This window comes from Halomonas sp. 11-S5 (genome assembly GCF_029889825.1).
GTDB lineage: Bacteria > Pseudomonadota > Gammaproteobacteria > Pseudomonadales > Halomonadaceae > Halomonas.
The window spans coordinates 91987-105985 of sequence record NZ_JARANW010000009.1; the positions used below are offsets into that span (position 1 = coordinate 91987).

Below are 13999 nucleotides of genomic sequence, written 5' to 3' on the forward strand. Positions count from 1 at the left end.
TCATGGCCACCAAGTAGGCCGGATAAGCCGGAGGCGCATCCGGCGGGGATGCCCGGTGCGCTGTCGCTTACCGGGCCTACCGGACTAGCCATAAGCTGTAAGCCGGAAGCTTGAAGCCGGAAGAAAACCCAGCCCCCATGCCGAGGGATCGACATGGGGCTGGGTTACCGGGGTTTCTTCAAGCTTCCAGCTTATGGCTTCAAGCTAAGGTGTCGGCGGTGACATTGGGCGCCGGGGCCCGGGTGGAGAGATGGCGATTGAGGGCACTCATCACCGCCTTCATGGAGGCACTGGTGATGCTCTCGTCGGTGCCGACACCAAACACCGCCTCGTCGCCCACACGCACCTCCACGTAGGCGATCGCCTCGGCGTCGGCCCCCTGGCCGCGGGAGTGCTCGTGGTAGTCGATGATCTCCACGTCATGCCCGGCCGCGGCCAGCGCCTTGATGAAGCCGGCCAGCGGACCGTTGCCCTGGCCCGTCACGATGCGACGCTCGCCGTCCTCCTCGATGGTCGCCTCCAGGCTCACCTTGGGGCTGTCGGGCTCGGAGGAGAGGCGGTGGCCGACCAGGGCGAAGGGTGAGTCCTTGGCCAGGTACTCGTCGACGAAGGCCTGGTAGATCATCTGCGAGGTGATCTCGCGCCCCAGGCGGTCGGCCACTTCCTGCACCACATGGCTGAACTCCATGGAAAGCCGGCGCGGCAGTTCGATGCCGTGCTCCTGCTCGAGCAGGTAGGAAACACCGCCCTTGCCGGACTGGCTGTTGACGCGGATCACCGCCTCGTAGCTGCGCCCGACATCCAGCGGGTCGATGGGCAGGTAGGGCACCGCCCAGACGGCATCCGGATGGTCACGACGTTCGGCCATGCCCTTCTTGATGGCGTCCTGGTGGGAGCCGGAGAAGGCCGTGAACACCAGGTCGCCGACATAGGGATGTCGCGGGTGGACCGGCAGCTGGTTGCAGTGTTCCACCTCGCGCATGACCGGGGTGATGTTGGAAAAGTCGAGTCCCGGGTGCACGCCCTGGGTGTAGAGGTTCATGGCCAGCGTCACGATGTCGACGTTGCCGGTCCGCTCGCCGTTGCCGAACAATGTGCCCTCGACCCGGTCACCGCCGGCCATGATCCCCAGCTCGGCGGCGGCCACGCCGGTGCCACGATCATTGTGGGGGTGCAGGCTGACGATCAGGCTCTCGCGGTTGGCGACGTGGCGACAGAACCACTCGATCTGGTCGGCGTAGTTGTTGGGCGTGGCGACCTCCACCGTGGCCGGCAGGTTGACGATCATCGGCGTGTCGACGCTCGGCCGGTAGACGCCCGCCACCGCCTCGACGATCTCCACGGCGAAGTCCATCTCGGTGGTGGTGAACAGCTCGGGCGAGTACTGGAAGGTCCAGTGGGTCTCGGGGGCCTCCTCCATGCGGCGGCGAATCTGGGTCGTCGCCTCGACGGCGATCTGGATGCACTCCTCCTTGCTGACGTGGAAGACCACGCGGCGGAACACCGGATCGGTGGCGTTGTAGACGTGAACGATGGCGTTCTTCGCCCCCTTCAGCGCCTCGAAGGTACGATCGATCAGGTGCGGGCGGGCCTGGGTCAGCACCTGGATGGTGACGTCGTCGGGCACCTTGTCCTGCTCGATCAAGGCACGCACGAAGTCGAAATCGGTCTGGGAGGCCGAGGGGAAGCCCACCTCGATCTGCTTGAAGCCGATCTTGACCAGCAGGTCGAAGAGGCGCTGCTTGCGCTCCTGATCCATGGGATCGATCAGCGCCTGGTTGCCGTCGCGCAGGTCGACGCTGCACCACTGCGGCGGCGTCTCGATGCGGCGGTTGGGCCACTGGCGGTCGGGCAGGTCGACGGCGACGAAGGGGCGGTACTTGGCGGCGGGGTTGTCGAGCATCATGGCGGCGTTCTCCCTGGACTGGCGATGCGGCACTCTTGCGAATACGGCTCAGAAACGGCAACGCCCCGACGGCCGGGGGCCTGTCGGGGCGTCACGCGAGATATCGGTTACGACCGCGCCGACGACACGGCGTTCGCGACGATTCGGCACGGCATGGGGGTTCATGGAACGACTGCTGGTGGTGGCTGACATGGTACGACCTCGTTTCGACCGGGACCTTCTGGCGAAGGACAATGGCGATGCAGGCGGCATCGCCCACGCTCTCAGGAGCGGGCTAGTAGTCGTAGGTCGAGGTCGTACGCCGTCATATTCATGACTCTAGAGAATCAAGCTTGGGAGGCTTTGTCAACTCCGGCGTTCGAGCAGTGCCTCCATCCGGGAGAGCTGGTCACGCAGTTCTCTGATGGCGATGACCGCGGCGTCGAACAGCTTGTTGGCGCGTAGGCGCTCGAGGCTTGCCTGCCAGGCCTGAAAGGTCGTGCTCACCGCGACGGCTCCTCCAGATCGCCCTGGCGATAGCCGATCAGGTAGAGCACCGCGTCGAGCCCCAGCGTGGAGATCGACTGGCGCGCCTGGGCCCGCACCAGGGGCTTGGCGCGGAAGGCGATGCCTAGCCCGGCGGCGGCCAGCATCTTGAGGTCGTTGGCGCCGTCGCCCACGGCGATGGTCTGCTCCATGGCCAGGCCTTCGCGGCGGGCAATCTCGTGGAGCAGCTCGGCCTTGCGGTCGGCATCGAGGATCGGCTCGCGCACCTCGCCGGTGACCTTGCCGTCCTTAATCAGCAGCTCGTTGGCGTGGATCTCGTCGAAGCCAAGCCGCTCCTGCAGGTGGCGGGCAAAGTAGGTGAAGCCGCCGGAGAGGATCGCGGTGCGATAGCCCAGCCGCTTGAGGTGGTGCATCAGCCGCTCGAGGCCATCCATCAGCGGCAATGACTCGGCGATCTCGGCGAGCACCGACTCGTCCAGCCCCTTGAGCTTCGCCATGCGCTCGCGGAAGCTCTGCTGGAAGTCCAGCTCGCCGCGCATGGCCCGCTCGGTGACCGCCGCCACTTCGTCACCCACGCCATGGCGGCGCGCCAGCTCGTCGATCACCTCGGTCTGGATCAGGGTGGAGTCCATGTCGAAGCAGACCAGGCGGCGATGGCGGCGCCAGATGGAATCCTCCTGGAGGGCAATATCCACGCCGTGCATGGCCCCCAGCGCCAGGGCCTTCTCGCGCAGGGCGTCGAGGTCGACGTCTTCGCCGCGCAGCCAGCACTCCACGCAGGCACCGTGCTCGGGCATGCCGCCATCCAGCGGTTCGCGGCCGGAGAGGCGGTGGATCAGCTCCACGGTCAGGCTGTGCTCGGCGGTCAGAGCCCCCACCTCGGCCAAGATGCCGGCGGGCAGATGGGGCGCCAGCAGGGTCAGGATCAGCCGTGGCTGGCTCGCCTGCACGCTCCAGCGCTGGTAGTCCTCGGCGCTCACCTGGATCGCCTGGATATCCAGGCCCAGGGCGTCTCCCGTCGTGGCCAGGGCGCCTTCCAGATCGCTCTCCCGGGCGAGCCCCACCAGGGCCTCCAGGGAGAGAATGCCGAAGGTCACGCTCTGGTTGATGTCCAGCAGCCGCGCGCCGCTGGTCGCCAGCGCCTTGCCGAGGCCGGCGAGTTGGCCGGGGCGTGCCACCCCGGTGGCGCGGATCAGGATTCGTCGTGTCATGTTAACCCCTTTGATGAGCTGTAAGCTTTAAGCCGTAAGCTGTAAGAAAGACATGCCTATCATAGGTTTACTTACAGCTTATAGCTTATGGCTTACAGCTTCCGGCGAAGCCGGGGACTTCAAGCTTCAAGCTTCCGGCTTCAAGCTTTCAAGGCGGTCGACCTTCTGCAGGCCGCGGGGTAGCTTGCTGCCGCGCCGGCCGCGCTCGCCTCGATAGTAGTCCAGGTCGCCGGCCTTGAGGGTCAGATGGCGCTTGCCGGCATGCACCACCAGCGCCGCGCCGACGGGCAGCATCACCAGGTCACGCACGAACTCCTCGCGGCGAGTCGCCCGGGCCCCGGGGATGTCGAGCATCTTGTTGCCCTTGCCCTTGGCCATCTCGGGCAGCTGCGAGAGCTCGAAGACCAGCAGCCGTCCCTCGTTAGAGACCGCGGCCACGCTGGCCCCCTCCCCGGCCGGCACCTCCAGCGGCGGCAGCACGTTGCAGCCCTTGGGCACGCTCAACACCGATTTGCCGGACTTGTTCTTGCCCACCAGCTCCTCGAGCCGGGCCACGAAGCCGTAACCGCCATCGGTGGCCAGCAGGAAGCGCCTGTCCGGCGGGGCCAGCATCAGGCCGGCCATGTGGGCCCCGGCCGCCACGTTGACCCGTCCCGTGACCGGTTCTCCCTGGCCCCGTGCGCTGGGCAGGTTATGGGCCGACAGCGTGTAGGCCCGCCCGTTGTCGTCCAGCAGCACCAGCGGCTGGTTGGTCTTGCCACGGGCGGCGAGGTGGAAGCGATCGCCGGCCTTGTAGGAGAGGCCGGCAGGGTCGATCTCGTGGCCCTTGGCACTGCGGATCCAGCCCTTCTCGGAGAGCGCCACGGTGACCGGGTCGGCGCCGACCAGCTCCACCTCGGAGAGCGCCCGGGCCTCCTCTCGCGCGACCAGCGGCGAGCGGCGGGCATCGCCGTGCGCCTCGGCGGCGGCGCGCAGCTCCTGCTCGATCAGGTCGGTGAGCGCCGCCTCGCTGCCGAGCAACTCCTGCAGGCGCTTGCGCTCGGCCTCGAGCTCGTCCTGCTCGCCGCGGATCTTCATCTCCTCAAGCTTGGCCAGGTGGCGCAGGCGAAGTTCGAGGATCGCCTCGGCCTGGCGGTCGGAGAGCGCGAAGGCCGCCATCAGCGCGGCCTTGGGTTCGTCCTCCTCGCGGATGATGCGGATCACCTCGTCGAGGTCGAGGTAGGCGGCCAGCAGGCCCTCGAGAATATGCAGGCGGTCCTCGACCTTGCCCAGGCGGTGTTCGAGGCGCCGGCGCACCGTGGCGCGGCGGAAGCGCAGCCACTCGCCGAGCAGGTCAGGCAGCGCCATGACCCGCGGGCGGCCGTCCAACCCGATCACGTTCATGTTGACGCGAATGTTCTTCTCGAGGTCGGTGGTGGCGAAGAGGTGCGCCATCAGTGCCTCGATGTCGACACGGTTGGAGCGCGGCTCGATCACCAGCCGCGTCGGCTCCTCATGGGTCGACTCGTCGCGCAGGTCGGCGACCATCGGCAGCTTCTTGGCCTGCATCTGGGCGGCGATCTGCTCGAGCACCTTGGCCCCGCTCACCTGGTAGGGCAGCGCGGTGACCACCACCTTGTCCTCCTCGCGCACGTAGCGGCCACGCAGCTTCACCGAGCCGCGCCCGCTCTCGTAGAGCTTTCTCAGGTCGCTGCGCGGGGTGATGATCTCCGCCTCGGTGGGAAAGTCCGGCGCCGGCATATACTCGAGCAGGTCCGTCGTGGTGGCCTGAGGATGGCGCAGCAGGTGACAGGTGGCCTCGACCACCTCGTTCACGTTATGAGGCGGGATGTCGGTGGCCATGCCCACGGCGATGCCGGTGCCGCCATTGAGCAGCACATGGGGCAGGCGCGCCGGCAGCACCACCGGCTCGTTCATGGTGCCGTCGAAGTTGGGGGTCCAGTCGACGGTGCCCTGGCCGAGTTCGGCGAGCAGCACCTCGGCGAACTTCGACAGCCGCGCCTCGGTGTAGCGCATGGCGGCGAAGGACTTGGGATCGTCGGGGCTGCCCCAGTTGCCCTGGCCGTCCACCAGCGGGTAGCGGTAGCTGAACGGCTGGGCCATCAGCACCATGGCCTCGTAGCAGGCGCTGTCGCCGTGGGGGTGGAACTTGCCCAGCACGTCGCCGACGGTGCGCGCCGACTTCTTGTACTTGGCGTTGGCACCGAGCGCCAGCTCGCGCATGGCATAGACGATGCGCCGCTGCACCGGCTTCATGCCATCGCCGATATGCGGCAGCGCCCGGTCGAGGATGACGTACATCGAGTAATCGAGGTACGCCTTCTCGGTGTACTCGCGCAGCGAGAGGCGCTCGACGTCGCCCTCCGCCACCTGGATATCCATGGTCATACGGTATGCCCTAAGTCAGGGTGTCCAGAAATCATTGGCTGCTATACCTCGCGAACAGTCGGGTGAAAGCGCTTTCGCAGATAGCGATTCCGCTCGAGGCTATTCCGGCGACAGGTTTTCGAGGAGGCGCTGTGAACCCTTCCCTGGGCGCTACCGACGCCATCCCTGGCGTAGGACCTCCTCTTCAACCTGTTCCCGGCGCCTCTCGCTCTAGGCCACTGCGCGTGTCCTGCCCCCGGCAAGGCACGCCTTGGCGCTTGTAGCTCGGCGCTTGGCGCTACACCTCGATATCCGCCAGATTGCCGTAGTCCTCCAGCCAACTCTTGCGGTCGGGGGCGCGCTTCTTGGCCAGCAGCATGTCCATCATCTCCATGGTGCCGTCGCCGACCTCGCGGGTGAGCTGCACCAGGCGGCGGGTCTCCACCGCCATGGTGGTCTCGCGCAGCTGCAGCGGGCTCATCTCGCCCAGGCCCTTGAAGCGCTGGACGTTCACGGTGCCACGCTTGCCCTCGAGCTTGCGCAGGATGGCCGCCTTCTCGCTCTCGTCCAGGGCATAGTGCACCTCCTTGCCCAGGTCGATGCGGTAAAGCGGCGGCATGGCCACGAAGACGTGGCCGGCATCCACCAGCGCCGGGAAATGGCGCACGAAGAGCGCGCACAGCAGGGTGGCGATATGCAGGCCGTCGGAGTCGGCATCGGCGAGGATGCAGATCTTGTGGTAGCGCAGCTTGGAGAGATCATCGCTGCCCGGGTCCATGCCCACGGCCACGGCGATGTCGTGGACCTCCTGGGAGCCATAGATGTCATGGGACTCCACCTCCCAGGTATTCAATATCTTGCCACGCAGCGGCAGGATCGCCTGGGTCTCGCGGTTGCGTGCCTGCTTGGCGCTGCCGCCGGCGCTGTCGCCCTCCACCAGGAACAGCTCGCTGCCGGCCGGGTCCTGGCCCGAGCAGTCGGCCAGCTTGCCGGGCAGCGCGGGGCCCGAGGTGACCTTCTTGCGCGCCACCTTCTTGGAGCTCTTCTGGCGCCGCTGGGCGGCATTGATCACCAGCTCGGCCAGGGCCTCGGCCTGGTCGACGTGGTGGTTGAGCCACAGCGAGAAGGCGTCCTTGACCACTCCGGAGACGAAGCCGGCCACGGTGCGCGAGGAGAGGCGCTCCTTGGTCTGGCCGGCGAACTGCGGGTCGAGCATCTTCACCGAGAGCACGTAGGCGACCCGCTCCCAGAGATCCTCGGCGGTGAGCTTGACGCCCCGGGGCAACAGGCTGCGGTACTCGCAGAACTCGCGCAGGGCGTCGAGCAGCCCTGCCCGCAGGCCGTTGACGTGGGTGCCGCCCTGGGGGGTGGGGATCAGGTTGACGTAGCTCTCGAGCAGCGGCTCGCCCCCTTCGGGGAGCCACTGGATCGCCCAGTCCACGCCGTGTTCGTCATCGGCGAAATGGCCGAGGAAGGGCGAGGCCGGCAGTACCTCATAGCCGTCGGTAGCCTGGGCCAGATAGTCGCGCAGACCATCCACGTACTGCCAGACACTCTCGTTGCCGTCGGGCTCGACCAGGGTGACCTTGAGGCCCGGGCAGAGCACCGCCTTGGCGCGCATCAGGTGCTTGAGCCGCGAGAGCGAGATCCGCGGGCTGTCGAAGTAGCTCTCTTCGGGCCAGAAGCGCACCACCGTGCCGCGGGCACGCTTGGGGGCGCTGCCGATCACCTGCAGCGGGGAGGCCTTGTCGCCGTGCTCGAAGGCCATGCCATGGCGGCTGCCGTCGCGCAGCACCTCGATCTCCAGGCGCTTCGACAGGGCATTGACTACCGAGATCCCGACGCCGTGCAGGCCGCCGGAGAAGCGGTAGCTCGACTGGGAGAACTTACCCCCGGCGTGCAGCCGGGTCATGATCAGCTCGACCCCCGAGACGCCGTGCTCGGGATGGATGTCGATGGGCATGCCGCGGCCATCGTCGGAGACCTCCACGCCACCGTCCTCGAACAGCCGCACGCTAACCTCCCCGGCATGGCCGGCCAGTGCCTCATCGACGCTGTTGTCGATGACTTCCTGGACCATGTGGTTGGGCCGCGAGGTGTCGGTATACATGCCGGGGCGCTTGCGCACCGGCTCGAGGCCGGAGAGGACCTCGATGGAGCTGGCACTGTATTGCGTCATGCGTCACCCAAAATGGTTGCGATTCGTGTCGCCCGGGATGCCGGCGCCCTGTGCCCCGGGGCGTTGGCTGCCGGACCAGCCTGGCGGCAGGCCATGGCCGCCGTGGGCGAGGATCGCCGGCAGGTAGTCGGCCAGCACCGCCAGGCCGTGATCGCCCTGCGGGTGCAGGATGGTCCTGGCGCCGCGATACAGCGCGAAGGCATCAACCGGGTCCAGGGTCTCGTCGGCGGTGCCCAGCAGCAGCAGGTAGCGCGCGGCCGTGACCCGCTCGGGCGTCAGCGCCTCGAGCTCCTCGAGGTGCGCGGCCTCGATGGCGAAGCGCTCGCCGGTATAGGCGTTGTCGAAACGCTCGCCGAGCCAATCCGCCACCAGCCCCGCCGGGGCCACCGCCGGGTTGATCAGCGCCCCCGCCAGGCCGTGGCGCTCGGCGACCAGGGTCGCCAAAAATCCCCCCATGGAGCTGCCCACCACCAGCGGCCGCGGCCCCAGCCTGGCCAGCCGAGACTCGGCCAGTGCCAGGGCCGCCGCCGGCCGGTGCGGCAGCTGCGGCGTCGCGCAGGGCAGGCCGAGCCACGCGCAGGCCTCACGCACCAGCGCCGCCTTGGGCGAGGCGCTGCCGCTGTTGAACCCATGGAGGTAGAGGACCCCGCTGGCGGCCGACAGCGGCCAGGCAGCACTCAGCATACCGCAACCCCTGTACATTCAGCCAGTGTCATCGCGAGCCGCGCTCCGCCGCCCAGACGGCCTCGATCAATCCCCGGGTGGAGTCATCCATGCCGGCGATGTCCGCCCGGTGCTCGAGGATCCGCCGGGTCTCGCCGGCGATCTCCTTGCCCAGCTCCACGCCCCACTGGTCGAAGGGGTTGATGTCCCAGATGGTCGCCTGGACGAACACCTTGTGCTCGTAGAGGGCGATCAGCGCGCCGAGGGTGGCCGGCGTCAGGCGGTCGAGCAGCAGGGTGCTGGAGGGCTGGTTGCCGCGGTAGCGCTTGTGCACCGGACGCGGGCCGTCGTCCTCGATGGCCTCGTCGCCGAGCATCAGCACCCGCGACTGGGCGAAGCAGTTGGCCAGCGTCAGGCGGTGCTGGCCCATCAGGTGGTCACGGGTGGCGGGATCCTCCACGTCGTCATAGCGCACCTTGGGGGCGATGAAGTCGCACTCCACGGCCTGGGTGCCCTGGTGGAGCAGCTGGTAGAAGGCATGCTGGGCATTGGGCCCCAGCTGACCCCAGAGCACCGGGCAGGTGGAGTAGCCGACCTCGCGCCCGTCGTGGGTCACCGACTTGCCATTGGACTCCATCTCCAGCTGCTCGAGGTAGGCGGCGAAGAATTCCAGGCGGCCGTCGTAGGGCAGGATCGAGTGGGCCCGGATGTCGAGGAAATTGACGTTCCAGATCCCCGCCAGGGCGAGCAGCACCGGCAGGTTGTCGGAAAGCGGCGCCGCGCTGAAGTGGCGATCCATGGCATGGGCCCCGGCGAGCAGATCGCGGAAGTGCTGCATGCCCACCACCAGGGCGATGGGCAGGCCGATGGCCCCCCACAGCGAGTAGCGGCCACCCACCCATTCCCAGAATTCCAGCTGGTGGGCCTCGGCGATGCCCCACTCGTTCATCTTCTCGGGGCTCGCCGAGACGCCGATGAAGTGCTGGCGCATCACCAGCTCGGCATCGACGCCCTCCTCGCGGTTCTCGCCCATCAGCCGGGCCAGCAGCCAGTCCCGCGCGGTGCGGGCATTGGAGAGGGTATCGATTGTGGTGAAGGACTTCGACGAGAGCACGAACAGGGTGGTCTCGGGATTGAGCCGTGCCAGGTAGTCGGCCAGCTGGGAGCCGTCCATGGTCGAGGCGAAGTGCACGTCGATGGTATGCACGCCCTCCGGCCGGTAGTCGGCCAGGGCATGGGTGACCATCAGCGGGCCCAGGTCGGAGCCGCCGACCCCCAGATTGACCACGTCGCGGATCGCCCGGCCGGTGGCGCCCCGCCACTGGCCGGCGTGGAAACGCTCGACCATGGTCGCCATGCGCTCGAGGGTGGCGTGCACCGAGGGCACCAGGTCCTCGCCCTCCACCACCAGGCTGGCCTCCGGCGGCAGCCTCAGTGCGGTATGCAGGGCCGGGCGGTCCTCGCTGCGGTTGACCCGCTCCCCGGCCAGCAGGGCGCGGATCGCCTCGGGCACCTCGGCCTCGCGGGCCAGGTCGAGCAGTCGGTCCAGGGTCTCGTCTCGCCAGCGCTGCTTGGAGAGATCCAGGGTCAGGCCCGCCGCTCGCCGCGTGAAGGCCGCGTGGCGCGTCGGCGCACCGGTGAACAGCCCGCTCAGGTGAGTGGTACGCATCTCCCGGGCGTGCGCTGCCAGGGCCTGCCAGGCCTCGCGCTGATCGATCGTGGGGTGTGTCATGGCCTCCTCCTGGACGTCCTGTCGTGCAGCCGGCGTGGACGGGGCGTAGAATGTCGACCCTTTCCCACGATATCCGGCCAGCTCCATGAGTGACGCATCTTACCGTGACGCGATCTTTTCGACACCCCTGGACCGGGTGGCGCACTTTTCCTTCGACGAGAAGGTCGTCGCCTGCTTTCCCGACATGATCCGCCGCTCGGTGCCGGGCTACGGCCAGATACTGGGCATGCTGGGGCTGATCGCCGCCCGCCACCTCCGCCACGGCGCCCGGGTCTACGACCTGGGCTGCTCGCTGGGCGCCGCCGGCCTGGCGCTGGCCGGGACGCTGCCGCCGGACGCCTTCCGCTACACCGGGGTGGATCTGTCCCCCGCCATGGTGGCCCGCGCCCGGGAGACCCTGGCCGCGGAGTGCCCCGACCACGTCGTGGAGGTGCTCGAGGGCGATATCCGCACCCTGAACATCGCCCCCGCCGGCATGATCGTGCTCAACTTCACCCTCCAGTTTCTCGCCCCCGAGGACCGCGATGCGGTGATCGGGCGGCTGTTCCAGGCCCTGGAGCCCGGCGGCGTGCTGGTGCTCTCGGAGAAGATCAAGGCCGCCGACGAGCAGGAGAACGCCTGGCTGGTGGAGCGCTACCACGACTTCAAGCGCGCCAACGGCTACAGCGAGATGGAGATCAGCCAGAAGCGCACCGCCCTGGAGAACGTGCTGGTGCCGGACACTCTCGCGGGCCACCACGAGCGCCTGGCCCGGGCCGGTTTTTCCCGCGCCCACACCTGGTTCCAGTTCCTCAACTTCGCCTCGCTGATCGCCTTCAAGGACGCCAGCGCCGCGGCGTCCCGGGAGGAGTAAGATGCCGATTGCGCCCGAACACCGTGACCTCTTCCGCGCCTTCATCGACCAGGGGCTGGACACCTGGCTGGCCCGCCTCCCCGACCAGCTGGCGCGCGGCCTGGACCGCCAGCGCTTCGGCGACCTGCCAGCCTGGGAGAAGGCCGTGGCCAAGCTGCCCACCCTGCTTGGCGAAAGGCAGGTGAGTCTGGACGCCGATACCGTCAGCGTCGAGCTCGCGCTGTCAGACAGCCGACGCTGCCAGTGCGAGAACCTGCTGGGCAAGCTCGCGCCCTGGCGCAAGGGGCCCTACCGGCTCGGCGGCATCCCGATCGACACCGAATGGCGCTCGGACTGGAAGTGGCAGCGGGTGGCGCCGCACCTGGCGCCGCTGGCCGGGCGCCGCGTGCTGGACGTGGGCGGCGGCAACGGCTATCACGCCTGGCGCATGGCCGGTGCCGGGGCGGCCTTCGTGCTGGTGATCGACCCCTCGCCGCGCTTCTTCTGGCAATTCCGGGCGGTGCGCCACTTCGTCGGCGACGCCGACGGCGGGCGCACCCACTTCCTGCCGGTAGGCATCGAGGAGGTGCCCGAGGCGCTCGGCGTCTTCGACACGGTGTTCTCCATGGGCGTGCTCTATCACCGCCCCTCGCCCCTGGAGCATATCCAACAGCTCAAGGGCGCCCTGCGCCCCGGCGGCGAGCTGGTGCTGGAGACCCTGGTCGTCACGGGCGACGAGACGACGGTGCTGCTCCCGGGGGAGCGTTACGCCGCCATGCCCAATGTCTACTTCCTGCCCTCATCCGCCGCGCTCTGCCGGTGGCTCGAGCGCTGCGGGTTTACCAACGTGCGGGTGGTGGACGAGGCGGTGACCACCGTGGACGAGCAGCGCGCCACCGCCTGGATGAGCTTCCAGTCGCTGGCGGATTTCCTCGACCCGAACGACCCGACTCGAACCCGTGAAGGCTACCCCGCCCCGCGTCGCGCGGTGGTGGTGGCCAACCGGCCCGGGTAAGGCTCAGCTATTGGAACATCTCAAGCAGGGTGGCGTGCCAGATTGAAGGCGGAATGTCTCCCATCTTGCCCAGGACCCGACGCTTGTCGATGGAGCGAAGCTGATCAAGCAGTATTCGTGCCGGCTTGCCCTGAAAGCTCAGGATGGGTCGGCAGCCGAGTGACTGCCCCTTGCTGGTGACCGGTGCCACAATGATTCTGGGGAGAGCAGCGTTCATATCGTCGGGTGAGATGACCAGCGCGGGGCGGGTCTTGCGGATCTCTGTGCCCACCGTCGGATCGAGATTGACCCAATAGACCTCACCGCGGCGGATATCGCGACCTACCACTGCCACTCACCCTCATCCACCTCGACTTCGACCAGATCCTCCCAGGCCGCCTCGTCGCGACTGGCGTCATAACCATCGAACCAGTGACTGCGTGGCTTCTTGACGGGCTCCACCACCAGCCGCTGCCCCTCCAGATGAATGTCAACCTCATCACGGATACCCAACTCAGCCAGCATAGCCGCCGGAATCAGCACGCCTTTCGAATTCCCGATCTTTCTGAGATGTGTCCGCATTTCACGCCTCCAGTAGCGCAGCAGGAGTAACAACTTAGTTGTTACTCCCAGCCTGCGAGGATGTCAACGCCGCAGGATCACCAGCCAGCGGCCCAGATTGAGGATGCTGGAAAGCGACGCCGCCACATAGGTGAAGGCGCAGGCGGTCAGCACATGGCGGGCGCCGGCCATGTCATGGGCAGGGATGTATTCCTTGAGCAGCGGCAGGGCGCGCTGGAAGCTGGCGTCGAACTCCACCGGCAGGGTCACCAGGTGCACCAGGGCGGCGGTGCCGAAGCTGATCACCGCGGCGGCCACCACGATGGCCAGGCCGCCCGGCAGGCGGGTCAACACGAACAGGAAAGGGGCGGCCATCATCAGCAACGCGCCGATCTTCTCGGCCTTCTGCGCTACCGCCACCAGCCGCGAGCGGGCCAGCAGCGGCGCATAGCCCTGCTGGTGCTGGATGGCATGGCCCACCTCGTGGGCCGCCACCGTCACCGCGGTGAGCGAGCGACCCTCGTAGTGCTCCCGGGAGAGCCGCACCCGGCGCGCCTCGGGGTCGTAATGGTCGCCCTGCTCGGTCATTTCCACCCTGACGCCCTCGAGCCCGAGACGCCGGATCAGGTGGTCCGCCAACTCGCCTCCCGTACCGGGATACTCCTCTCGCCCACGGGCATGGCGCGCCAGTACCCACTTTGCCCAGACGTTGGGCAGCAGGAAGAGGACCAGCAGCAGGGCGATTGCCAGGACGATCATGGGGGCAGGCTCCGGGGAGGGGGCAGATCATTGGACCTACCCTACCAGAGCCGGTTTCCTCGGCGGTGACTTCTCGGTGCGAGGCAATCGTCAGCCCAGCGCGCCTTTCTCGACAACTGTTCAGCTGTAGGCCCGGTAAGCTCCAGCGCACCGGGCGGAAACGCCGGATGCGCCTCCGGCTTATCCAGCCTGGTATGGATTGACCCGTCAAGGGCTCGGTTGTCTCTATTTACATATGGTTGTCCTCAATGCCGACGGGTCAGGGAGCGAGGGGCTATCAGCGACGGTGGATCTCTCTGGTATTCGTGG

Annotated in this window: 12 protein-coding genes; 2 read left to right on the forward strand and 10 right to left on the reverse strand. The window is 67.7% G+C overall.

The features are described from left to right. Window positions 1-199: 199 nt before the first annotated feature. The 7 genes from leuA to pgi form a co-directional block, all read right to left on the reverse strand. Entirely contained in the window at window positions 200-1906 is a 1707-nt protein-coding gene (leuA, locus tag OP497_RS08990) for a 2-isopropylmalate synthase (RefSeq protein ID WP_280547863.1), read from the reverse strand. Between the two features lie 345 nt (window positions 1907-2251). Further along, window positions 2252-2392 (reverse strand): hypothetical protein, encoded by a 141-nt coding sequence (locus OP497_RS08995; protein WP_280547864.1) that lies wholly within the window; start codon window positions 2390-2392, stop codon window positions 2252-2254. Then, window positions 2389-3603 (reverse strand): phosphoserine phosphatase SerB, encoded by a 1215-nt coding sequence (serB, locus tag OP497_RS09000; RefSeq protein ID WP_280547865.1) that lies wholly within the window; start codon window positions 3601-3603, stop codon window positions 2389-2391. The genes OP497_RS08995 and serB overlap by 4 nt, the downstream gene beginning before the upstream one ends. 126 nt (window positions 3604-3729) lie before the next feature. Next, on the reverse strand, window positions 3730-5991 hold the full coding sequence (parC, locus tag OP497_RS09005) for a DNA topoisomerase IV subunit A (RefSeq protein WP_280547866.1): 2262 nt from the start codon (window positions 5989-5991) through the stop codon (window positions 3730-3732). A 277-nt stretch (window positions 5992-6268) separates the two neighbouring features. Continuing rightward, complete coding sequence (parE, locus tag OP497_RS09010) at window positions 6269-8149, reverse strand: DNA topoisomerase IV subunit B (protein WP_280547867.1); 1881 nt, start codon at window positions 8147-8149, stop codon at window positions 6269-6271. 3 nt (window positions 8150-8152) lie between these two features. After that, entirely contained in the window at window positions 8153-8833 is a 681-nt protein-coding gene (locus tag OP497_RS09015) for a YqiA/YcfP family alpha/beta fold hydrolase (protein ID WP_280547868.1), read from the reverse strand. Window positions 8834-8861: 28 nt separating this feature from the next. Next, window positions 8862-10544 (reverse strand): glucose-6-phosphate isomerase, encoded by a 1683-nt coding sequence (pgi, locus tag OP497_RS09020; RefSeq protein WP_280547869.1) that lies wholly within the window; start codon window positions 10542-10544, stop codon window positions 8862-8864. Window positions 10545-10629: 85 nt separating this feature from the next. On the opposite strand from pgi, the gene cmoA reads away from it, so the two are divergent. Continuing rightward, window positions 10630-11397 carry a carboxy-S-adenosyl-L-methionine synthase CmoA gene (gene cmoA, locus OP497_RS09025; RefSeq protein WP_280547870.1) on the forward strand — a complete coding sequence of 256 codons (768 nt, stop codon included), beginning with the start codon at window positions 10630-10632 and terminating at the stop codon, window positions 11395-11397. Window position 11398: 1 nt separating this feature from the next. After that, a complete protein-coding gene (gene cmoB, locus OP497_RS09030) occupies window positions 11399-12391 on the forward strand; it encodes a tRNA 5-methoxyuridine(34)/uridine 5-oxyacetic acid(34) synthase CmoB (RefSeq protein WP_280547871.1) in 993 nt (330 codons plus the stop codon). Between the two features lie 7 nt (window positions 12392-12398). On the opposite strand, the gene OP497_RS09035 is transcribed toward cmoB, so the two are convergent. From OP497_RS09035 to OP497_RS09045, 3 genes are read right to left on the reverse strand one after another with little or no spacing between them, the layout of a single operon-like run. After that, window positions 12399-12725, reverse strand: a complete 327-nt coding sequence (locus OP497_RS09035; protein WP_280547872.1) for a type II toxin-antitoxin system PemK/MazF family toxin — start codon at window positions 12723-12725, stop codon at window positions 12399-12401. Continuing rightward, window positions 12713-12985, reverse strand: coding sequence for an AbrB/MazE/SpoVT family DNA-binding domain-containing protein (locus OP497_RS09040; protein ID WP_280547873.1), 273 nt, complete (start codon window positions 12983-12985; stop codon window positions 12713-12715). The genes OP497_RS09035 and OP497_RS09040 overlap by 13 nt, the downstream gene beginning before the upstream one ends. A 30-nt stretch (window positions 12986-13015) precedes the next feature. Then, window positions 13016-13690 carry a zinc metallopeptidase gene (locus OP497_RS09045; RefSeq protein ID WP_280547874.1) on the reverse strand — a complete coding sequence of 225 codons (675 nt, stop codon included), beginning with the start codon at window positions 13688-13690 and terminating at the stop codon, window positions 13016-13018. Window positions 13691-13999 lie beyond the last annotated feature (309 nt).

Coding starts and splice junctions, on each gene's coding strand:
- leuA (WP_280547863.1), bottom strand. CDS start 1,906: ATGATGCTCGACAACCCCGCCGCCAAGTACCGCCCCTTCGTCGCCGTC.
- serB (WP_280547865.1), bottom strand. CDS start 3,603: ATGACACGACGAATCCTGATCCGCGCCACCGGGGTGGCACGCCCCGGC.
- parC (WP_280547866.1), bottom strand. CDS start 5,991: ATGACCATGGATATCCAGGTGGCGGAGGGCGACGTCGAGCGCCTCTCG.
- parE (WP_280547867.1), bottom strand. CDS start 8,149: ATGACGCAATACAGTGCCAGCTCCATCGAGGTCCTCTCCGGCCTCGAG.
- OP497_RS09015 (WP_280547868.1), bottom strand. CDS start 8,833: ATGCTGAGTGCTGCCTGGCCGCTGTCGGCCGCCAGCGGGGTCCTCTAC.
- pgi (WP_280547869.1), bottom strand. CDS start 10,544: ATGACACACCCCACGATCGATCAGCGCGAGGCCTGGCAGGCCCTGGCA.
- cmoA (WP_280547870.1), top strand. CDS start 10,630: ATGAGTGACGCATCTTACCGTGACGCGATCTTTTCGACACCCCTGGAC.
- cmoB (WP_280547871.1), top strand. CDS start 11,399: ATGCCGATTGCGCCCGAACACCGTGACCTCTTCCGCGCCTTCATCGAC.
- OP497_RS09045 (WP_280547874.1), bottom strand. CDS start 13,690: ATGATCGTCCTGGCAATCGCCCTGCTGCTGGTCCTCTTCCTGCTGCCC.